The following is a 21,843-nucleotide window of genomic DNA, read 5'->3' as shown; positions in this document are numbered from 1 at the left end:
CATGATGAACCAGAAAGCGCCTCTTTCCGAGGCCCAGTCCCTGCATGCCCGACTGACCGTGATTGACGGGCTGATCGTGTCCGATTTCGGCCCCGATATCTTTCGCGACATGCAGAAGGGTGGCATCACCGCCGCCAATTGCACCTGCTGCATCTGGGAAGGTTTCACCGCCACCATGCAGAACATCATGCAGTGGAAAGCATGGTTCCGCGATCATCCCGACCTGATCATGCAGGTCAAGACCACCGCCGACATCGGCCGCGCCAAGGCCGAGGGAAAAACCGGCATCATCCTTGGCTGGCAGAACGTCTCGGGGATGGAGGATCAGATCGGCTATCTGTCGCTGTTCAAGGAACTCGGCGTCGGCATTATCCAGATGGCCTACAATACCCAGAACCTCGTCGCGACCGGCTGCTATGAGGGGCGCGACGGTGGCCTTTCGGACTTCGGCCGCGAGGTGGTGGCCGAGATGAACCGGCTGGGCATCCTTTGCGATCTGTCCCATGTCGGGGGCAACAGCAGCCGCGATGTCATCCTCGCCTCTCGCCAGCCGGTGGCCTACTCGCATTGCCTGCCTGCGGGCCTCAAGGCGCATCCGCGCAACAAGACCGATGAGGAACTGCGTTTCATCATTAATCACGGCGGTTTCGTCGGCGTCACCATGTTCACCCCTTTCCTTGCCCGTGGGACCGAAGCGACGGTCGACGATTATGTCGAGGCGATGGAATATGTCATCAACCTCTGCGGCGAGGATCGGGTCGGATATGGGACCGATTTCACCCAAGGCCATGAGAAGCCGTTCTTCGACTGGATCACGCACGACAAGGGTTATGCGCGTCGCCTGACCGATTTCGGCACCATCCAGAATCCTGCCGGTATCGACACGATCGGACATAGTTCGGCGCTGACGGCGACCATGTTGCGGCGCGGCTGGTCGGAAAGCCGCATCGAGAAGATCATGGGCGAGAACTGGGTCAATCTGCTGGCCGAGGTCTGGGGCGAATAAGCCATCGTCTAGCAAGGTCCAGGCCCCCTCCTTTCCCGGCGGGGGCCGTTTGCACTCCTAGCAGCCTAGAAATAGTCGGCCCTCGACGCGGATTGCAGAACGTGATTCATCGCCGACAGGACTTTGTCGGGGGTGATCATGCGGGGAACGGACGAGAAGAGCGGGTCGCTGTTCAGTTATGTCGACCTTGAGGAGTGCATCCCCGCGCGGCATCCTCTGCGGAAGATCCGGCAGGTCGTGACCGACGCGCTGGCCAGCCTTGATGGGGATTTCGATCATCTCTATGTCGATTTCGGTCGCCCTTCGATCGCGCCGGAGCGGTTGATCCGGGCCAGCCTGCTCCAGATCCTGTTCTCGGTCCGATCCAAGCGGCAGTTGATGGAACAGATGCAGTATAACCTGCTATTCCGCTGGTTTGTCGGCCTTGGCATCGATGATCCCGTTTGGGTGCCGACGGTTTTCACCAAGAACCGCGACCGGCTGCTGACGACCGAGATGTCGCGCAAGGTGATGTCGGCGATCCTGGCCCATCGCGAGGTCGCGCCGCTCTTGTCGGATGATCATTTTTCGGTCGATGGTACGCTGATCAAGGCCTGGGCGTCGATGAAGAGCTTCAAGCCGAAGGCGGAAAGCACGCCGCCCGAGGATGAGGGTCCCGGGGGTCCCCCCGCCCAGGATAACGCCCCCGATATGCAAACCGCCGAGACCAAGCCCGAGACGACCCCGATGCCCCAACCCAACCACAGAAACCGTAATGCGGAGGTCGACTTCAAGGGCGAGAAGCGCTCGAACAAGACCCACGCCTCGACAAGCGACGCGGAGGCACGGCTCTACAAGAAATCCGCCGGCCCTGGCGCCGTGCTTTGCTTCATGGGTCATGCCTTGATGGAGAACCGGAACGGGCTGATCGTTCAGGGCGACCTGACCCAGGCCGATGGCCATGCCGAACGCAAGGCCGCGCTCGACATGCTGCATCGTCACTCTCCCGGTTCGACCCGGAAGCTGACGCTGGGCACCGACAAGGCCTATGATGTCGCGGGCTTCGTGGCCGATCTACGTCAGGCCTGCGTTACGCCTCACGTCGCCCAAAAATCTCGGCATTCGGCGATCGACGGACGCACCACGCGACACAAGGGCTACGCGCTGTCGATCAAGCTTCGGAAGCGGATCGAGGAGCCTTTCGGCTGGGCCAAGACCGTTGGTGGCATGGCCCAGACTGTCTATCGAGGCGTCGAGCGCGTGAGATCCCGCTTCATTCTGACCTTGGCTGCTGGAAATCTCGCCCGATTGCCTCGTTTGCTGGCGGCATAAAGGAGGAGCTGCTCTGGGCAGGTATGTGGCGACGGGAAAAGCGACCACGCAGCCAGCATCCCCACCGAGCCAGGAAGGACGTTCTCACGCCCCGACTAATTCAGCGGCCTGCTAGAGGTCTTCGCGCGGCCCGCCCGCAATCGGGGTCTCGACGGGGACGCGGGCGAAACGGCCCTGCCCGACATACACCCAGTCCAAGCCGACCGAGGCCGCCAGATAGTGCTCGTCATTCCGCCCAGCCAGCTCGGCCTGCGGGTATCGCGACAGGACCAGCATCCGCGTCAGCGCGAGGTAGAGGACGAGCCCCAGCGGGAAGCCGATCACAAAGGCATAGGCCGACCACCAAGCCGCGATCCCTCCGGCCGCGAGCCAAGCGAGCAGACCTGCGGGGTTGAAGCCTCCGGCATAGCGATACTGCCCCTCGGGGTCGAACAAAGCCGGCACGTTCACGCGGCGACGCCGGATCACATAGTAATCCGCCACCATGATGCCGCCGATCGCCGAGAGGAAGGCGCCGTAATAGCCAAGGAAGGCAAACAGGTTGTCGAGGATCAGCCACGGAAAGCAAAGCGTGCCGACGATGCCCGCCAGCGCGACGCCGCTGCGATACGAGATCAGGCGCGGCGCGAGGTTCACGAAGGTCAGCGCCGCCGGGATCAGGTTCGCCGAGTTGTTGGTGGACCATTGCGCCATGACGATCAGCAGCAGCAGGACAAGCAGCGCAATGCCCTGCGCGTCACCCTGAATAACCTCGATCGGGTTCCAGTTGCCGGTCGCGATAAAAGAAACCGCCCCGATCCCCGCGATCATTGCCTGTGTCAGCGGCAGGGCGAGAAGCTGGGCGACAAAGATGGCGCGGTTGCGCGCGAAATAGCTGCGCGTTCCGGTCGTGGTGCGGACAAAGCGGGTCAGGTTCGGAATGTCGATCGCCATCGTGGACCAGAAGCTCATATTCGCGATGAACAACACCAGCAGCGAGGCCTGACCCTCAGCTTGGAAGGTCCAGATGTTCATACCCTTGGTTTGGGCGATGCCGTCCAGCGTGAAATACATCCAGACCGAAATCGCGATGATCGCGGGCGCGGCCAGTGCCGCCAGCCGTTCGACCGATCGGATGCCCAGCATGGTATTGCCGACCTGAAGTACGGCAAACAGCGCATACCACAGGAACCAATTCGAGAAGCCGAGGAAATACTCGCCGATCCCGTTCAGCGCCAAAGCCCCCAGATAGGTCTGGATGCCGAACCACATGGCCGCGACCACGCCACGCGACACGGCGGGCAGATGCGTGCCACGGAGGCCGAAGGGCGCGCGCAGATAGACCGCAAAGGAGAGGCCGTGCTCGGTGCCGATATCGGCGGTCAGCAACATCAGCGTTCCGATGGCAAGGTTCGCCAGCATGATCGTCAGCACGGTGGCGGTCAGGCTGAAGCCGCCCTGAACCCCGGTCGCGCCAAGCGAATAGGTGGCAATAATGACGGCGATACCGACCCAGATCCAGGCATAGCCAAGCGCGCCGATCGGACGCTCGGCTGCTCTTGTGGGCAGGATGCTCTCCTCGATCAGGCCGGTGCGCTGGTGACAAGCCGCCGCAGCGTCTTCGGTTGTGGTCATGTTGAAATTCCCTGTCGTTTGACTGAACGAAACCGGCACGCGGCCTTGCGGCTCGCGCGCGGTCTTCTTGCCGAGATGGCAGGGGCCGCTGTGACGCGGCCCCCCAATATTAGGAATGTTTCCGCATTGCCAGCCGTAGCCGCTCGGTTGCGGCCAGATCGACAGTCTCGGTCTCGGCGTCAATCACCACGCCATAGACCTCACGCGCATGCCCGACCGAACAATAGCCGTCCAGCACATCCTCCAGCACCTTCGTTGCGGGGCGGTTTAGCGGATCACCGTAACCACCACCATTCGGACTGTAATAGGTCATCACATCATTCGGCCCGACCGCGAGGCCCGAGAACTTCGAATACATCTCGAGTTCCTCTCCCGGCCGGTTCGGATTGCTGATCGTGCAGCGCCCGACGGTTCCATCCGTCCCGCCAAAGATGCCCCATGGCGATTCGCTGTGGCGTTCGGATTCGTGGGTGATGAAGGCGGGCGTCAGCACCCGTTGCGCCTTGACCACCCCGATACCGCCCCGGTACTCGCCCGCACCGGGCATGGCGTCGTCGCGTAGCTCATAGCGGTCGCAGATCATCGGGATATGCATCGCCAGATCTTCCAGCGGGTTGTTGCGGGTATTGGCCATCAGGTTGTCGATACTGTCCGGCCCGTCCGAGCGTGGCCGCCCGCCATAGGCACCCTCGTTCACCTCAAGAAACACCCAGTAATCGCCGGAGGGCCGTAACCCGGAATAGGCCGCGAAGCTGATTGAAGCCGAGGAACCCGCGATCACCTTTTCGGGCATGACCGGGGCCAGGGCGCGGATGATCAGGTCGATCATGCGGTTGCATTGGGTAAAACGCGCCTCGGCCGAGGCAGGCGGGCGCGGATTGAAGATCGAACCCAGCGGCGCCGTCACTGTGATCGGACGGAACGATCCCTCATTCGAGGGAGCCCGCGTGTCCGATGTCGCGGCGTCCAGCAGCAGCTTGCGAAAACCCGCATAGGCCGCAACCTTGGTCGAGCCCTCGAAGGGCACATTATAAGCGGTGGGCGTCTGGTCGGCCGAGCCGGTCAGGTCGACCTCGACCTCGTCGCCGCGCACGCGGATCGTCACCTTGATCTTCAGGCGCTGGTCACGGTTGCGGCCATCATCGTCCAGCCAACCCTCGGCGGTATAATCGCCATCCGGAATCTCGCTGATGCGCTGGCGGGTCATTCGCTCGGCATAGTCCATCAGTTGATTGGCGGCGGCGAAGACCGTCTCCTCGCCGTATTTTTCCAGCAACTCGGCAAAGCGCCGCGCGCCCAGCCGGGCCGAAGCGATCTGCGCCTCGATATCCGAGACAAGCTGCTGTGCGGCACGCGAATTGCGGCGGATATAGTTCCACATCGCATTGTTCGGCTCGCCCTTGCGGTAAAGCTTGGTGCCCGCAAACAGCATCCCCTCGGCATAGACATCGGGAACGTCGATGATCAGGCCGGGCGTTGCCGCGCCGATATCGACGTGGTGGGCGGTATTTCCGGCAAAGCCGACCAGACGGTCGCGGTAAAAGACCGGCACCACGATCGCGAGGTCGGGCGTGTGGCTGGCACCGTGATAGGGGTGGTTGTGAACGACTACATCGCCCTCATACCACTCGCCATCCTCCAGCGTTTCGGCAATGCCGCGCAGATAGCCGGGGATCGAGCCGATATGCATGGGTGTCGATTCCGACTCGCAAAGCGTGTTGAAATCGAGGTCGAACAGCCCCGCGCCCAGATCCTGACTTTCGCGGATGATCGAGGAAAACGACATGCGGTAAAGCACATGGCCCATTTCCTCTGCGATTGTCTCGAAGCTGCCACGGATGACTTGCAGGGTGATCGGATCTACAGTGGGTTTCATCTTGGACATCTGGTTCATCGTTATGTCCTCTCAGGCGCTAATGGCGCGGATGCGGGTATTGCCGTGGTCCAGCGTTTCGGCGACATAGCCCGGCGGGACCAATGTGGTCGCATTGTGCTGATGCAGGATCGCGGGACCCGGCACATGGTCGCCTGCAAGCAGCTTGTCCCGGTCATAACGCGGCGTTTCGAGCGTGCGACCGTCATCGAAGGTGGTGGGGCGCACGAACATCAGCGCCTGGTCGATGGATGAACCGTCCGTCGGTGCGATCTTCGGGATCACGATCCTTGGGACCGAGGCCGAGCCGATGGCGCGCAAGGTAATCAATTCCACCTCGGCCTGACGATAGCTGTAGCCGTAATCCTGCTGGTGCTGGTCATGGAAGCTGTCGAGGATGGTGGCGCGGTTCGCCTCTGTTACCGGACCATCTGGCATGGTTGCGCGAAGCTCGAAGCCCTGACCGTGATAGCGGCATTCGGCCAGCACAGTGATCTGCTGCTGCTCGCGTGGGATACCGTCCCCGTCCAGTTCCGCCCGGACTGCGGCGCGCAGGCTTTCGAGTGCCATATTGATGCGGTCAATTTCCGCGACACCAGCCTTGGTCAGTTCCACGATCACCGCCTCGGTATGTTCATATTGCAGGTCGGTCTTCAGCAGGCCGACAGCGGCGGTGATGCCGGGGGCAACAGGCACGATCACGTCCCGGGCCGAGATCGCCTCGGCCAGCGCCACCCCATGCAGGGGACCCGCGCCGCCGAAGGGCATGATTGAGAATTCGCGCGGGTCGATGCCGCGCGCGACCGAGTTCGACCGGATCGCCAGCGCCATGTTGTTGTTGACGATCCTGATAATCCCCAGCGCCGCTTCGATCACGGTCATACCCAGGGGCTCTGCGATCATCGTCTCGACCGCCGCGAAGGACAAAGCCGGGTCAAGTTTCAGGTCACCCCCCAGCGCCATGTCGGGGTCGAGTCTGCCAAGGACGATCTGGGCATCGGTCACCGTGGGTTCGGTCCCGCCCCGGCCATAGCAGGCGGGACCGGGCTCCGACCCGGCCGAGCGTGGGCCGACATGGAACGCCCCCGCCGCGTCGATATGGGCGACCGATCCACCGCCCGCGCCAATGGTGATCAGGTCGATCATCGGCGTCAGCACCGGATGGCCCGAGACATAGGTATCGCGCGGGTTCATGATCTTGACCGTTCCGCCCGGGATGGTGGACACATCGGCAGAGGTGCCACCGATATCGACGGTGATGATATTGGGCGTGCCCGCCATTTCCCCCTCCGAGGCCCCGCCGATCACACCCCCGGCCGGGCCGGACATCAGGATACGGATCGGCTTTCTCGCGCAGGCATCGACGGTCGAGACCCCGCCATTCGACTGCATGATGCGCAGCTTGGACAGGACCCCCGCCTCGCGCAGGCGGGCGTCGAGGTCGCGCAGATAATAGGCCGTCTTCGGCCCGACATAGGAGTTCATCGCGGCGGTCGAGAACCGCTCGTACTCGCGCATGACATTGGCGACCTCGGAGGAGAGCGTGACATAGGCGTCGGGCATTTCCTCCAGCACGATCTCCTTGGCGCGGCGTTCGTGGCTGTCGTTCAGGAAGGCGAACATGAAGCCGATGACGACGGAGTTGATACCCCGCTTGCGAAACAGCGCGCAGGCCTCGCGCACCGCTTGTTCGTCCAGCGGCTCGGCAACTTCGCCGGAAGGGGGCAGGATACGCTCGCGCACGGCGATGCGGTTGCGACGCTTGACCAGCGGCTGGCTTTGCCACGGCACGTCGAAATGCAGCGAGAAGTTATAGGGCCGCTTGTGCCGACCGATATGCAGGATGTCGCGGAAACCCTGCGTGGTGATCATCCCGCATTCCGAGCCGTTATGCTCGATGGTGATGTTGGTCGCGGTGGTGGTGCCGTGGACGATCATCTGAACCTCGGACGGCGCGATCCCGGCCTTGCGGCAGATGCCCTGAACGCCATCGACCACACCGATGGACTGGTTCTTCAGCGTAGTCGGCACCTTGTGGTAAAAGACCCCGTGGCTGCATTCCAGAACGAGATCGGTATTCGTCCCGCCCACATCGACGCCAATTCTGGCCATGTCGTCTCTCCTGTTGCTGGCGGCCCTATCTGTCGGCCCTCTTTATTCCAAGGCCTCGCCCGCCTTTGGCGGGCAAGGCAGAGCGGCCTTATTCGGCCGCGATCTTTTGCGCCGCGAGGCTGTCGATATAGGCAACGCATTCGTCGACGGTGTGCACGTCACCGAATTTTGCGTCGATATCGAACAGGTTCCACGCCACCGCCCCCGGTACGCGATCGCCGATGCATTCCTTGACCGCGATGGTACGGAAGCCGTCGGCGATGCCGTCGCAAACGGTCTGACGCACGCAAGCGCAGGCGGTTACGCCCGTCACAAGGATCGTGTCCACGTTATTCGCGCGCAGGATGCCCGCCAGTTCCGTGCCGTGGAAGGATGAGGCGCGTTTCTTCAACAGGGTATATTCGCCCTCGACCGGGGCGATGCGGCTGTCGATGGCCCAAAGCTCGGTATCCTTGATGTCGACGACATCGACCGGGATCTTGTTGTGCCACAGGCCCATATCGGTGAAATCGGCATTGCGGTCGGTGATCTCATAGGCAGTGGTGACATGGATGACCGGCAGCCCAGCGGCGCGGAAGGCCGTCAGAAGCTTCTGCATCCCCGGTATGATCTCATTGTCCATCTTCTCCTGATCGCAGGTGAAGGGGTTTCCGGGCCGGGTCCAGGCATTGGCCAGATCGACGCTGACCAGCGCCGGACGTTTGCCAAAGCCGACGCGGCGCTGGAAGCCGCGCTCTTTGTACAGCTTTGTCGCGGTGTCGAAGGCCTCTTGCAGCAGGCGGTCCAGTTCCTTGGTGTCAACGTCGCTCATCTTCGCGTTTCCTTGTCTCATTGATGCAGGCTGCCGGCGGCTCACCTTTTCTGTCGAGCCGCTCGAAAAGCCAGCAAAGCCTTACGATCCACAGCTCTGTCCTCATGATCAACGTGGGCTTGACGAAGGGGAAATGGCGATTCAACATTTATTAATGCGCAATCTGCATCAATAAGGCGAGGCGATCCGATGAATGACCTTTTGGGGATCGAGAATGTGCAATCCTTCATCACGCTTGCCGAAGAACTCAACTTTCGTCGCGCGGCTGAGCGCCTGAACCTTGACCAGTCGGCGCTGAGCCGCCGCATCCAGAAACTGGAATCGGCGGTGGGATTCCGCCTGCTGGAGCGCACCACGCGTGAGGTGGCGCTGACGCAGGCCGGCCGTAGCTTCTATGACGAGAACGCCCATCTAATGCGCCGCTACGGCGATGCGGTGCAGGCCGCGCGGCGCATCGCCGAGGGCAAGGCGGGCGCGCTTTCCGTCGGCTACATGGCCTTTGCCGCGACCGAACTGATGCCCTCGGCCGTGTCGCGCTTTCGCCGGAGGCATCCGGATGTCGACCTGAAGATCAGCTATATCCGCACGCAGGGCCAAAAGATCGCGCTCGCCAATGACGAGATCGACCTTGGCTACCTGATCGGACCGTTTGATCACTCCGACTACCACACGCTGACGCTTTCGGCCGAGCCGCTCTATGTCGTGACGCCGCGCAATCACCCATTGCTGCGCCTGCCTATGGTAACTCCTGGCGATCTGTCCGGACAGGATGTCATCCTTGGCGACATGCGCGAGTGGGACGAATATCGCTGGCGACTGAATGACCTGTTCAGCGCCGAGGGCGTGACGCTGAAAGTGACGTTGGAGGCGTCCAGCACCCTTGCGCTGCTTGGCCTTGTCGCTGCCGGGCTGGGAGTGACGGTCTATCCCGAAAGTCTGATCGGTTTTCTCGGCCGCAACGTTGAGGTACGTCAAATAATGCATCCATTGTTTCGGAACCGAACAGTCTTAGTCTGGAAACGATCAAATCGCTCAAGACAGGTTAGGGATTTTGTCGAAATTGCTGGAACATACGGTTTGGGTAGAGAATGAACGATCGAGACCCTGGGTCGTGTCGCGAATGCTGTGGAAATTCCTTGGCGGCCCGCTCCGGGCGTGTGAAATTGGCTCCAGTTAAGCTGCGAGGTCAATCGTCATCGGCTCGAGAGGCTAAGAGATGGTTTCCTAGCCGTCGATCTTCCGCATTTGGATCTGGCCTGATACCAGTAGCGCCCAGAGCATACGCCAAGCACAGCCGTTCCGGATCTCCATAAATGGTGGTGTAGCTCATGACAAAAAGGCCCGGCAAACTCGCTGTCTCATACGAAACCCACTGCGGGTAACCTGAACGGCGGCTTCGGGGAATGCTGCCGCGTAGTATTGGGCGAAGCCGACCGGCCGCAATGGGCCGCTCTATCCGGCGCGGGAGGTTGAGGTCCGGACCAGCTACGGCCGCCATTTCCTGTCCCACAGCATGTTGGGCGGGAGCCCTTCGCCGCCATTCAGAGCGGGGGCGACGACACTCGGCTGTTCGCAGGTGCAGCATCGCGCGTGATCCGAAGCGGCCGCTCGGACTTGCCTAATGCGGCTCGGCGGTATTCTCCATTGCGGCCATTGATGCGAGGCGCAGCCAATGTGGTTGCTGCGAATTCAGAAACGCCTCAACTGGCGGTCAGCCCTAGCCAACTGCGCCAGTTTCCGAGGCTGCCCCTTACCGAGAAGCGCTGCCAGCGCCTCGCTGAAATCGCCGGTGCTGACGCCATTGAGGTAAAGTCAGGGCAGCAGTTCCTCGACCGATTTCGTCTTGCGCAGGTATCGTGGCGGGATAACACCCTTCAGGCCATCACCGGTCTTCGCCCGTTACTCTGCATCCACCAGGCGTTAGCCATCGGCTCGAGGTGAAAGGATTAGAGATCTCCTCTCCAGCCTTCTCCTTCTTCTCAAGAATATAGCGCACCCGTTCGCGCTGGTCGCGGCAGGTCGTTTCAGCTGCGATCTGAGCGATATCCATGCGACTGAAGACATGCGGGTTGAGACCCATGATCGCAGCCTCTTGGACATGGCCCGGAGACAGCGGTTTGCTATCTGCAAGAGCCGATCCCGTCGCAACAGAGAAAACCAATGCGACGAGAGAGAGTTTCCTGAACATCTGATGCCTCCACATATGGCCCCAATGCATGTGGTCACTCTGGTGCGTCGTTAGTAGAGCAACTGGCCTGGGTAAGACTACCGCCGACGGGGACAACGCCCATCAATTAGGCCAGACAACCAGACACCGGTAGAGAAGGAGGCGAAAATAAGCCGTCGCAGCAATGCCCCGCATCGCGCCCCGCGCTAGCGGGGGGTCGCTGCGAGGCTGGTTGAACGGCTGGTCAGGGGAACGACGCCGCGCAGCATCGGCGGTGCTCGACCGACCAGTTGGAGCGGCTCAGGGCGATTAAGCAACTCCCACCAGTTGCGCAGTAGAAAGCCCACCATTTGTTGAACATGGAGATCCGAGAAGCGGCATAGAAAGCGGAACACAAAGCGGAACTAAATGAGGAATTCTGGAGCCCAATGTTCCTAAAAATTGGCTCCTATTTTTCCAGATTGCGTCAACATCAGCAATAAGTTTAAAATTGCTCCCGGCGAACTTCCGAAGAAGCACGTGTCGGAACCATAAGCGGAACTCAGTGCGGAATTTTGCGAGGAAGTGGAGGCCTGATGGCGAAGCTAGAGGACAGAGGAGAGACCGGTGCCAGTATGGAGCCGCTCATTTCGGAGGAAGCTTCGCGCCATCGGTCGGTGCTGACCGATCTTTCGCTCGACCTCGCGATGAAGTCCACGGCCCTTTCGGCAAGCCTTCCGGAGGGGATGCGACCTGCCTTGGCTGGTCTGGTCCGCTCGATGAACTGCTACTATTCCAACCTGATCGAGGGGCATAACACTCATCCGATCGATATCGAACGCGCCTTACGGCAAGATTTCAGCGCTGACCCCGAGAAACGCAACCTTCAGCGAGAAGCAGTCTCCCATATCTTGGTGCAAAGCTGGATCGATGGCGGCGGGCTCACCGAAAGCCCGCTGCACCCTGAAAGCTTGAAGGAGATCCATGCACGTTTCTGCGAGGGGCTGCCGGAAGAGTTGCTGGTTCAGGAGGGCCTTGACGGGAAGCTGATCCCGATTATTCCCGGCGCCTTTAGAGACGGCTTTGTCCAAGTTGGTGCGCATATCCCGCCAAGCCCGGGTGCTGTGCCACGCCTGCTCGATCACCTGCACCGGATGTTCGGTTTCCAAGGAAAAACGGGGAAGATAATCTATGCGGCATGTGCGCATCACCGCCTGGTTTGGATCCATCCCTTCCCGGATCTGAACGGTCGTGTCTCCCGCATGGTCGCCCATGCCATGCTGGCCGAGAGCGTGAGTTCCGCGGGCCTCTGGTCGGCGTCGCGGGGCCTCGGGCGCAACGCCGAGGAATACAAACGCCGGCTTGCAGCCGCAGACGCACCCCGGCCGGGTGGGGCCGATGGGCGTGGCGCGCTTTCGGAGGCGCGACTGGCAGAATTCGCGAGCTTCTTCCTGGAGAAATGCATCGACCAGGTGGAGTTCATGCACGCCCTGATGCGGCCAGCCGAACTGCGCGGCAGGGTAATGGAGTGGGCCGTCCGGGAGGAACGCCGTGGCGAAGTGCTCAAAGGCAGCGACCGTATCCTTGGCGCATTGCTGATGGAGGGCGAGATCGATCGCGGTGTCATTCCGAACATGTTGGGGGTGAGCGACCGGCAGGCTCGGAAAGTTACCTCGCGCCTTTTGGAGCTAGAAGCGATTAAGTCAGATAGCCCGCGCGCTCCGCTCAGGGTGCATTTCCCCGCTAGTTTGGCTTCCAGCTGGATGCCCGGGCTTTTCCCTGAGAGGTGAGGTCCGCCCTGAACGATTGATGCCATTTACACCGAGATGAAACCCGCTTGCCGGAAAACTCCAGGTGCCTGCTGGCGGTAGGTTGCCCGGTCACTGTTCCTTGGGGAACGAGGGAGGACTGAATTCCATATGAGAAGAGCACACCGCTCGCCGCTTTGACCTCGGGGGTCCCATGAAATCAGTCCCTGAGGCCAGACAACAGCGGGAGGAGCGCATCGAGATTCTGGCTGCAGCCGTTCTGAAAGATCTCGGTGATAATTGGGTGTATGCTTTTTCCCGCATCGCCGAAATTCCATCGAGGCTTTCGCTGCGCGGCGTCTGAGCGGCGGCTTCCGCGAGCACCGCGGTGCGGGCAACGGCGATGCTCGACCGGCAGCAATGGGCCGGCCATTCCTATCCGAACGGCGGGACGCCCGCCTCAGCCAAATCTGCTAATTTCCGCACCACAGCTTGATACTCGGAGCCCTTAGCTGCCACTCACTTGCGGTGCGGCAGCCTTGGCCGGGGCCGTTTATTTTTGTGCGGCCTTGGGCAGGCCGCACGTTTTGATACGACTGGAAGACCAGCAACCATGTCGAAAGGAAAATCATTCCTTGCCCCTTCTGACCGAGGGGATTTTAATGATGCGGAATAGACACGACTAGAGATACCGTTCGAGCGATCCATTCCGTCGATGTTTCGGAGTTCTCCCATGATTAAGCTTTGCTTCGGATTTCTGTGTGCGGCTTGCATCGGCGTGGGCATCCCCGCATCTGCTGCGGATCGCGTGACCGTCGACAACTTCACCCGCGTGGAGAGTGATCTTTACTTCGCCAAATTCGTCGCCTCGGGCGCTTTCGGCAGTTTCCTTCACGCTCGCGAGCCTGTGCCGGTGGAAAAGCAGGATGTCATCCGAATGAACCGGGACACGCTCTATTCCTATGCCATCGCTGACCTTGGGGCCGGTCCTGCCACCGTGACGCTGCCTGCGGCTGACAGCCGTTTTCGCAGTCTGCAAGTGATCAACGAGGATCATTATACGCCCGCAGTCATCTACGATTCCGGAGTTCACCACTTCACGCAGGATCAGGTCGGAACCCGCTATGTGCTGTTCCTCATCCGCACCTTTGTTGATCCGGAAAATCCGGATGATCTGGCTGCGGTTCATCGGGCTCAGGACGCGATGCAGATCGAGCAAGGACAGGGAGCCGTGTTCGAAATCCCGGACTGGAACCGGGAGCAGGCGACGGGGTTGAGAAACGCCTTGAACGCATTGGCCGCGGCTAACGGCGGAATCGACTCAGCCCGCATGTTTGGTCCAAAAGAGAAGGTCGATGAGGTTCAGCACCTGATCGGAACAGCCAGCGGCTGGGGGGGCAACCCACTCACGGACGCCTACTATGCCGGTGTCACGCCGGAGCATAACGACGGGAAGACAACGTATCGCCTGACTGTGGGCAAGGTGCCAGTCGACGGCTTTTGGTCGATCAGTGTTTATAACGCTGACGGCTATTTTCAGAAGAATGACCTCAACCGTTATTCTCTGAACAATGTAACAGCTTCAAAGTCGGAAGATGGCTCCGTCACGGTGCAGTTCGGAGACTGTAAGGAGGGCGTGCCGAACTGCCTTCCAATCTCAGCAGGGTGGAACTATCTGGTGCGGATGTATCGGCCTCACGAGGAGATACTGGACGGAACTTGGGTGTTTCCCACGGCCATAGTTAAGGACTGAAGCCGGAGGGCGGGCGCGAAGCGGCAGCGTCCCTGCAAGCAGCGCACGTCCGCTTCGTCCGCATCGTTGCCATCTCATCACGGGTTTCGCTGCGCGGTGCCTGAGGGGCTGCTTCGGCGGGTGCTGTCGCGCAGCATGGTGGCAGGCCGAGCGGCAGGTAAGGGCCGACCCGCCATACCCGAGGGTCAGGTCGCCCGCCTCAGCCAAGCCTTCCAATTTGTACTCCGCAACATGCTGCTCGGAGCGCATTAGCTTCCGTTCGGGCGTCCCACATCAGGTCTTCCACTCTAGGCCGCGGGCGACCGGCAACTGACGTTATCTGGCCATAAATTTTACTACGCGAACGTGGGATCAAACACCTAAACGTTGGACCTGCTCATCATGCCTGCGGTTCCGAAAGCTATAATATTTTCAGTCAGACCTCGGGTCGATTCGCCCTCGTCCGTTACCAGAAACTCGCCCAACCGGCTTGTTCCCGAGAATGCGTAGAGATAGGCGCCGATCAGCAGCGACATCCGCTGGTATATCTCGCGCTCGGATAGTTGCGGCAGAAGCTCGGCGAAAGCGCGGGCATAGGCGCGCGTCGACTCGTTATAGACGGTCCTTCGCAACTCGAATGACAGCGCCTCCGGCTCCATATGCAGGCGTGCATGAAGGCGCAGGAATGCCCTGCCCTGTTGATCGCCATAAAGCCTGGCCGAAGGTTCGATGAAGGCACGGACGAGATCCTCGACAATCTTGCCCGGCTTTCCCTCAAGCTCGGAGAGCCGTTCCATCCGGCTGTCCGATATTCCTTGGCCACGCCGCAAGAAAACGGCGCGAAACAGGTTGTCTTTGCTCTGGAAGTAATAGGCGATCATGGCGGGCGTCACGCCCAGCTTTTCGGCAACCTGACGTAGCGTGGTGCCTGAATAGCCAAGTTCGGCGAACATGATTTCGGCCGCATCCAGAATCTCGTCGGCCAGGTTCGTCTGCCCTTCGGGTCTGCCGGGGCGGCGTGTCCTCCGGGCAGGCTTGTCGCTGGCAGTAGTCTGAGAGTTGGACATGACAGTCTTTGTTCCTTGATCTTGAGCCGAGCCTCGCGACCGGATGCTTCACGATTGAGCATATGTCCACAATTCTCGCCTGACGAAGCGTCTATGCCGAGCATATTTCACAGTAAGAGCACCGAGGTCAAAGTTAATTAATTATGTGCTTGATTAATTAATTCGACTCGATATCGTCATCCTCAATCGCGAGAAAACAACCCAACAGGATGACCCATGAACAAGACCGTATTTCGCGGCATGCTTGCCGCGACGCTGATTTCGACTGCGCTCTCTGCGTCTGCCGATGATCTGCCGAATGTGACCATGCAAGCCGTTGCCGGGAGCATCGGCGGCCTGCCGATGATGATCATCCAGGGTGAGGGACTGGACAAGAAACACGGATTCGACGGCAAGTTCGAATACCTGCCTGATGCTGGCCTGTTCCAGAACTTCCTGATCGGCAATGCCGACATCGCGATGGACAACGATCTGCTGGGCATCGCGCTTGCCCGCGCCGAGGGGTTCGACGTGTCTGCCTTCTATCCCGTCGGAAACCTTTATCTCGGCATCATCGTGCCCGGCTCGTCGGAGGCCAAGACCCCTGCAGACCTGAAAGGCCATAAAGTCGGGCATTTCGGGGCCGAGTCCGGCACCACCTCCTTCATCCGCCTCATCGTCCAGGAAATGTACGGCTTCGACGTTCTGAAGGAATACGAACTGTCGCAGGTCGGGCCGGGCGCACTTGTTCCCCTGCTCGCTCAGGGCGAGGTGGACGCGATCTTTAACTTCGAATCCTTCGCCTCCGAGGCCATGGTCAAGACGGACGGGCGCTATCTGCTGCAGGCTCATGCGGATTATGCGAAATTCAATGATGGGTTCGCCCCCTGGATCACCAACATGGCGGCTCATGGCGATTGGCTGCGCGAGAACCCGGAACTGGCCTATGCCGTGCGCGACGCCTATGACGAGGCCATCGCCCTGCTTCGCGACAGTGACTATGAGATCATGCGCAAGCCCTATGTCACCGAAAAACTGGGGCTGACGGATCCGGCCGTGCTGGACAAGATCATCGAGAATGGTCGCAGCTATGACTATTTCTCGAACGACTGGTCAGCCGAGAAGCGAGAGGCCGCCACCCGATTCCTGGACAAATTGGCGGAGGATGGAACGGTCATTGAAAGCGTTCCCGAGGGCACGCTGGTCACGCTGGAAGAAGTCGCAGGACCGCGGAGCTGATCGACATGAGCAGGATCGAGAAATCGGCCTGGTCGGTGCTGGCGCTGCTGCTGCTGATACCACTCTGGTATCTGGCGGCAGCTCAGGCGACATTCATCGAATCTCCGGGCACGGTGCTGAAGGCGCTACCGCATTTCCTGTCCAGTGCAGATACCTGGTCCAATATCGGCATCACGCTCGCGCGTGTTCTGGGCGGGCTGGCACTGGGCATAGCTGCCGGATTTGTCGCGGCTTTCATCATGGCCCGCTCGGCCTTCCTGGGTGAGGTTCTGGGCTATTACGTCACTGCAGCGTTGCGCACTCCCAGCGCGATTGCCGCGATCCTCGCACTCGCCATCTTCAAGGGCTCCGAGGCGGGATATGTTCTGGTCGTGGCGTTCATCACCTTTCCCTACATGGCGGTGGGGATGCGCGACGGCCTGAAAAGCGCCGACCGCGAACTGGATGAGATGGCCCAGATTTACCATCTGGGACTGCTCGCCAAGGTGCGCCATATCTGGGTGCCTTTCGTCGCCCCCTATGTCTTCGCGGCCTTGAGGAACGCCCATGCGCTTGCATGGAAGGTCATCGTCGTGGCCGAAATCTTCGGGGCCGCGCGCATGGGGTTCGGTGCGAAATTCGATCACGCGTGGGAATACATGCTGATGATCGAGGTTCATCTTTGGCTGCTCGTGTTCATGGTGATCGTGCTGCTCGCCGAATACGGCCTCATCCGCAATCTTGAGAAATACACGTTCCGCTGGCGCTGAGGGCTGCCGCGAACCATCCCAGAAAGGAAGATCCGAATGACCACAGACGCTCGTTCATCGGTCTTGCGTGTCGAAGATCTTGGCGTGTCCTACGGCAAGTACGAGGCCGTCAGAAAACTAGATTTCGACATTCGCCGTGGCGAATTCGTGGCAATCCTCGGCCCTTCGGGCTGCGGCAAGTCATCCATGCTCAATGTCATATCGGGACTGAATCCCCCAAGCCGGGGCAAGGTGTTCGTAGAGGATCAGGAACTGTTTGGGCCCAAGTCAAAGCCGCCACGGCTTGGCTATGTCTTCCAGTCCCATCGCCTGCTGCCCTGGCGCAGTGTGCGGCAGAACCTCGAGATGACGCTGGCTGCGTCCAGCGTGCCGCGCGACGAATGGGAAAGGCGGATCGACGAGTTGCTCTCGATCCTGCATATCTCGCAATTCAAGGATTCCTGGCCGATGCGCCTGTCGGGTGGCCAGCGGCAGCGTGTCTCGATCGCGCGGTCTCTGATCGTCAACCCGTCCTACATCCTGATGGACGAGCCGCTCTCGACCCTGGACGAAGTCACCGCGCGCGCGCTGCGGCAAGAACTGACCGGCATCTGCCAGCGGACGAACGCCACCGTTGTCTTCGTCACCCATTCGATCCGCGAGGCGGTCTATCTGGCAGACCGGATCCTGATCCTGACCCGGGGCCCGGCACGAATCCACGAGGACTACATAGTCCCGCTGGAGCGTCCGCGGGACTATGACGACCCGCGCATCTCGGAGATCGAGGGCGACATCATCCGCCGGGTGCAGGCGCCGTGGGGCCTGTCCGCGACCACGGAGCAGGCCGTTGCATAATCCCGACTTTGGAAACCGTTCCGTCCTTCCTACGCTGATGCAGCTTGTGAAGAACCTCTCGCTGGGCAAGCCGGGGGCCGGGATCGTCGCCATCGGACTGATGCTGCTGATCTGGCATTTCATGGCGCTGAACTTTCGCCCCTGGGTGCCAGGCATCGTTCCGACGCTTCAGGCCATGCAGGCGGCGCTTGGATCGCAGGCATTCTGGAACGATTTTGTCCTGACGTTGGGCCGTGTGCTGGCATCCTTCGCCGCCGCCTCGGTCGCGGGCACCATCTTGGGACTGATCATTGGCCTCAACGCCCGAACCGAAGCGTTTTTCCAGCCTCTGCTGGCGCTTGCCTTGGCGGTCCCGGACCCGGTCTACATCATCTTCGCGATCCTCGCTTTGGGCACTGGAGAGACTGCGGGCTTTGTCGCACTGACCATCGCCGTCCTGCCCTTCGTCGCAAATATCGTGCGGTCAAACGTACAGGCCCGCGACAGGTCGCTGGACGAAATGGCGCAGATATATCACCTGCCCGCCCCTGTCCGGATCATGGCCGTCCTGATCCCGCAACTGGTCCCGGCCCTGCTGACCGCTATGCGCTTCTCCTTTGCGCTGTCGTGGAAGCTTGTGGTCGTGGTCGAGGCCATCGGCCAACCCGAGGGTATCGGCGCCTCCATCTTTCACAGCTTCCGGCAGCTTCGGATGCGCGAAGTAGCGGCCGTCGCGATCCTCTTCATCATCGCCATGCAGCTTTTGGAACGCGGCGTTCTCGGCCGGGTCGAAAAGCGTCTGCTGCGTTGGCGCGACTGACAAGAACGACAAGGATACCGACATGAAAATTGGCATTATTGGCGGTGGCATCGGTGGAACCGCGACCGCATGCGCCCTGCTGCGGAAAGGGTTCGATGTCACGATCTTCGAACAGGCCCCAGCCTTTGGCGAAGTCGGGGCGGGCGTCCAGATGACGCCCAACGCGGTAAAGTCCATCATCGGAATGGGTCTGGAAAGCGACCTGATGAGGACGGCCTTTTATCCCCGTGCGGTAACGGGGCGGCATTGGAAGACCGGGCGCGAGAATTTCCGCATCGACCTTGGCGGTGATTTCCGCGCCCATTACCAGGCCCCCTTCGTGCATGTCCATCGCGCCGACCTGCTGGACGTCTTCGTATCGAACATTCCGCGCGAGATCTGCCGCTTCGGCCAGAAATGCACGGGAATCTCCAATACCCCGACCGGCGCCCAAGCGCGCTTTCAGGACGGATCGACCTTCGAGGCCGACCTGATCATCGGTGCCGATGGTGTCCGATCTGTCGTGCGCGAGGCGATGTTCGGGGCGGGTGACCTGCGCTGGACCGGACATCAATGCTATCGCGCGCTGGTTCCGACCGGAGGCGTGGTTGATTACGTCGCGCCAGCAAGCTCGTTCTGGATGGGTCCCAAGGCGCATGTTGTGACCTATTACGTCAAGGGCGGCGAGGCCGTGAACATCGTTGCCGTCACCGAGGCCGCCGAATGGGTCACCGAAAGCTGGAGCACCCGCGTGACCCGCGCCGAGATGCTGGCGGATTTCGAGGGCTGGCATCCCGATCTGCAGAAGCTCTTCTCGGGCGTTACCGATGTCTACAACTGGGGCCTGTTCGATCGCGATCCCATGGCCACATGGTCAAAGGGCGCGGTCACTCTGCTGGGCGACGCCTGCCACCCCATGCTGCCATTCCTGTCGCAAGGCGCGGCGATGGCGATCGAGGACGCCTATGTGCTGGCCGAGTCTCTGGCGCTGAACCCCAAGGATCTGGGCGCCGCGCTGGCCGGCTACGAGGCGGAACGCCTGCCCCGCACGAGTCGCGTCCAGCTTGAGGCGCGCGAGCGCGGCCGCACCTACCACCTGCCCACCGAGGAGCAGATGGCAGCGCGTGATGCCGAATATGCCCGCCGCGCCAAGGAAGACCCGCGGACCACGGGAATCAATACCGATTGGGTCTATGACTACGACCCGCGCGGCTTCGCCGACCGTCTGGCAGCGGCCTGACACCATGTGCGGTCATGCGTTCTCCTGAGCAATTAATTAATCACTCGAATAGATAATATGGAGCATTCCATGAATAAGTCGATCCGGATCGGTCAGATCGTCCCCAGTTCCAACATCACCATGGAGACCGAGATTCCGGCTTTGCTGAAGGCGCGGGAAATGGTGGCACCGGAGCGCTTCACCTTTCACTCCGCGCGGATGCGGATGAAACATGTCACGAAGGAGGAGCTTTCTTCGATGGACGCAGCTTCCGATCGCTGTGCGCTGGAACTGTCGGACGCCAAGGTGGACGTGATGGGATATGCCTGCCTTGTCGCCATCATGTCGATGGGGCTGGGTTATCACCGCAGCTCGAAGGAGCGGTTGGCGGAGGTAGTGCGCGGGAACGGCTCCCAAGGCGCGGTCGTCAACTCGGCGGGGGCTCTGATTGACGCGCTTCATGCGATGAAGGCCAGAAAGATCGCGGTCGTTGTCCCCTACATGAAGCCGCTGGCGCAGATGGTCTTCGACTATATTGCCAACGAGGGGTTTGAGGTCGTCGACTGCCGTGCGCTTGAGATACAGGACAACCTAGCGGTCGCCGCGCATGATCCGATGGACCTGCCCGCGATCGTCGCGGGCATGGAAGTCGCCGACGCCGATGTTATCGTGCTTTCGGCCTGCGTGCAGATGCCCTCGCTTGCGGCTGTCCAGACGGTCGAGGCCCAGACCGGCAAGCCCGTTGTTACCGCGGCCATCGCAACGACCTGGCAGATGCTGAACGCATTGGAGTTGCCGACCCGCGTGCCGGGGGGCGGTGCGCTTCTGTCTGGGGCCTATTGATGGCACGGGGGTATCACGTCCGCGCGAATGGCATTCGCCAGCACCTTCTGCATCATGCCGGCCCAGGTCCGGAATTGTTGCTGATCCCCGGTATCACCTCACCTGCGATCACCTGGGGCTTCGTCGCTGAGCGCCTCGCCGAGCGTTTTGACGTGCATGTTCTTGACGTGCGCGGGCGCGGCCTCAGTCAGGCGGGCGATCTGGACTATTCGCTGGACGCGATGGCCGATGACGCGGTGGCGCTTGCGCAGGGCCTGAACAAGCCCTTGGTGTTGGGTCATTCGATGGGTGCGCGCATCGCCATCCGGGCGGCGCGAAGGAACCAAGGCGCATTCGGCGGTCTGGTGCTTGTCGATCCGCCGGTCAGCGGTCCCGGACGGAGGCCCTACCCCTCGGCATGGCCTTGGTATGGTGACTCGATCCGGCTGGCGCAGACGGGCATCTCTGTCGCCGAGATGCGCGGGTTCTGCCCCACTTGGACCGATGAACAGGTCGCGCTCCGCGCCGAATGGCTGCACACCTGCCAGTATACGGCGATCAAGACCGCCTTCGACGGCTTTCACACCGACGACATCCACGCGGACCTGCCTCATTTGGGCCTGCCGATGCGGCTGGTCGTAGCCGGCGGCGCTCCGGTCATCGCAGCCGAGGACGTGGCCGAGATCCGCCAACTATCCCCGGCGATCGAGATCCGCACCGTCAATGGTGCCGGTCACATGATCCCGTGGGACGACCTCGACGGGTTTCTGGCAGCCGTCATGGACTTCAAGGCTTAAAGGAAA

Annotated in this window: 19 protein-coding genes; 13 read left to right on the top strand and 6 right to left on the bottom strand. The window is 61.0% G+C overall.

Features of this window, described 5'->3' with window-relative positions; genetic code table 11:
* Window positions 1–4: 4 nt before the first annotated feature.
* Together RGQ15_RS19400 and RGQ15_RS19395 are read left to right on the top strand one after the other, a co-directional pair.
* Complete coding sequence (locus RGQ15_RS19400) at window positions 5–1,006, top strand: dipeptidase (protein WP_311162452.1); 1,002 nt, start codon at window positions 5–7, stop codon at window positions 1,004–1,006.
* A gap of 138 nt (window positions 1,007–1,144) precedes the next feature.
* Window positions 1,145–2,317, top strand: a complete 1,173-nt coding sequence (locus tag RGQ15_RS19395) for an IS5 family transposase (RefSeq protein ID WP_311162451.1) — start codon at window positions 1,145–1,147, stop codon at window positions 2,315–2,317.
* Window positions 2,318–2,428: 111 nt separating this feature from the next.
* On the opposite strand, the gene RGQ15_RS19390 is transcribed toward RGQ15_RS19395, so the two are convergent.
* The 4 genes from RGQ15_RS19390 to RGQ15_RS19375 form a co-directional block, all read right to left on the bottom strand.
* A complete protein-coding gene (locus RGQ15_RS19390; protein WP_311162449.1) occupies window positions 2,429–3,931 on the bottom strand; it encodes an NCS1 family transporter in 1,503 nt (500 codons plus the stop codon).
* 109 nt (window positions 3,932–4,040) lie between these two features.
* On the bottom strand, window positions 4,041–5,825 hold the full coding sequence (locus tag RGQ15_RS19385) for a hydantoinase B/oxoprolinase family protein (protein WP_311162447.1): 1,785 nt from the start codon (window positions 5,823–5,825) through the stop codon (window positions 4,041–4,043).
* A gap of 12 nt (window positions 5,826–5,837) precedes the next feature.
* Window positions 5,838–7,916: a hydantoinase/oxoprolinase family protein gene (locus RGQ15_RS19380; protein ID WP_311162445.1), complete on the bottom strand. Its 2,079-nt coding sequence runs from the start codon at window positions 7,914–7,916 to the stop codon at window positions 5,838–5,840.
* An 88-nt stretch (window positions 7,917–8,004) separates the two neighbouring features.
* Window positions 8,005–8,727, bottom strand: a complete 723-nt coding sequence (locus tag RGQ15_RS19375; RefSeq protein ID WP_311162443.1) for an isochorismatase family protein — start codon at window positions 8,725–8,727, stop codon at window positions 8,005–8,007.
* Window positions 8,728–8,916: 189 nt separating this feature from the next.
* On the opposite strand from RGQ15_RS19375, the gene RGQ15_RS19370 reads away from it, so the two are divergent.
* Window positions 8,917–9,819, top strand: coding sequence for a LysR family transcriptional regulator (locus RGQ15_RS19370; protein WP_311162442.1), 903 nt, complete (start codon window positions 8,917–8,919; stop codon window positions 9,817–9,819).
* Between the two features lie 790 nt (window positions 9,820–10,609).
* Here RGQ15_RS19370 and RGQ15_RS19365 read toward each other — a convergent pair.
* Window positions 10,610–10,915: a hypothetical protein gene (locus RGQ15_RS19365; RefSeq protein ID WP_311162441.1), complete on the bottom strand. Its 306-nt coding sequence runs from the start codon at window positions 10,913–10,915 to the stop codon at window positions 10,610–10,612.
* 554 nt (window positions 10,916–11,469) lie between these two features.
* Here RGQ15_RS19365 and RGQ15_RS19360 point away from each other — a divergent pair.
* The 3 genes from RGQ15_RS19360 (at window position 11,470) to RGQ15_RS19350 (ending at window position 14,374) form a co-directional block, all read left to right on the top strand.
* A complete protein-coding gene (locus RGQ15_RS19360; RefSeq protein ID WP_311162439.1) occupies window positions 11,470–12,663 on the top strand; it encodes a Fic family protein in 1,194 nt (397 codons plus the stop codon).
* Window positions 12,664–12,835: 172 nt separating this feature from the next.
* A complete protein-coding gene (locus RGQ15_RS19355) occupies window positions 12,836–12,985 on the top strand; it encodes a hypothetical protein (protein WP_311162438.1) in 150 nt (49 codons plus the stop codon).
* A 369-nt stretch (window positions 12,986–13,354) separates the two neighbouring features.
* Window positions 13,355–14,374 (top strand): DUF1214 domain-containing protein, encoded by a 1,020-nt coding sequence (locus tag RGQ15_RS19350; RefSeq protein ID WP_311162437.1) that lies wholly within the window; start codon window positions 13,355–13,357, stop codon window positions 14,372–14,374.
* Window positions 14,375–14,733: 359 nt separating this feature from the next.
* Here RGQ15_RS19350 and RGQ15_RS19345 read toward each other — a convergent pair whose 3' ends face one another.
* The gene (locus tag RGQ15_RS19345; protein WP_311162436.1) at window positions 14,734–15,420 is read right to left on the bottom strand and encodes a TetR/AcrR family transcriptional regulator; all 687 of its coding nucleotides are present in this window, start codon (window positions 15,418–15,420) and stop codon (window positions 14,734–14,736) included.
* Between the two features lie 216 nt (window positions 15,421–15,636).
* On the opposite strand from RGQ15_RS19345, the gene RGQ15_RS19340 reads away from it, so the two are divergent.
* The 7 genes from RGQ15_RS19340 (at window position 15,637) to RGQ15_RS19310 (ending at window position 21,837) form a co-directional block, all read left to right on the top strand.
* Window positions 15,637–16,638, top strand: a complete 1,002-nt coding sequence (locus RGQ15_RS19340; RefSeq protein ID WP_311162435.1) for an ABC transporter substrate-binding protein — start codon at window positions 15,637–15,639, stop codon at window positions 16,636–16,638.
* A 5-nt stretch (window positions 16,639–16,643) separates the two neighbouring features.
* Window positions 16,644–17,387: an ABC transporter permease gene (locus RGQ15_RS19335; protein WP_311162434.1), complete on the top strand. Its 744-nt coding sequence runs from the start codon at window positions 16,644–16,646 to the stop codon at window positions 17,385–17,387.
* A gap of 36 nt (window positions 17,388–17,423) precedes the next feature.
* A complete protein-coding gene (locus RGQ15_RS19330; protein ID WP_311162433.1) occupies window positions 17,424–18,221 on the top strand; it encodes an ABC transporter ATP-binding protein in 798 nt (265 codons plus the stop codon).
* The gene (locus RGQ15_RS19325; protein WP_311162432.1) at window positions 18,214–19,020 is read left to right on the top strand and encodes an ABC transporter permease; all 807 of its coding nucleotides are present in this window, start codon (window positions 18,214–18,216) and stop codon (window positions 19,018–19,020) included. Before RGQ15_RS19330 ends, RGQ15_RS19325 begins: the two co-directional genes overlap by 8 nt.
* Window positions 19,021–19,042: 22 nt before the next feature.
* Complete coding sequence (locus RGQ15_RS19320) at window positions 19,043–20,239, top strand: FAD-dependent monooxygenase (RefSeq protein WP_311162431.1); 1,197 nt, start codon at window positions 19,043–19,045, stop codon at window positions 20,237–20,239.
* A gap of 69 nt (window positions 20,240–20,308) precedes the next feature.
* Window positions 20,309–21,061: a maleate cis-trans isomerase family protein gene (locus tag RGQ15_RS19315; RefSeq protein WP_311162430.1), complete on the top strand. Its 753-nt coding sequence runs from the start codon at window positions 20,309–20,311 to the stop codon at window positions 21,059–21,061.
* On the top strand, window positions 21,061–21,837 hold the full coding sequence (locus tag RGQ15_RS19310; RefSeq protein ID WP_311162428.1) for an alpha/beta fold hydrolase: 777 nt from the start codon (window positions 21,061–21,063) through the stop codon (window positions 21,835–21,837). The genes RGQ15_RS19315 and RGQ15_RS19310 overlap by 1 nt, the downstream gene beginning before the upstream one ends.
* Window positions 21,838–21,843 lie beyond the last annotated feature (6 nt).

Source organism: Paracoccus sp. MBLB3053 (assembly GCF_031822435.1).
GTDB classification, from domain to species: Bacteria; Pseudomonadota; Alphaproteobacteria; order Rhodobacterales; family Rhodobacteraceae; genus Paracoccus; species Paracoccus aurantius.
Note: the sequence above shows the minus strand (reverse complement) of the source record. Positions and strands in the feature narration are given on the sequence as shown.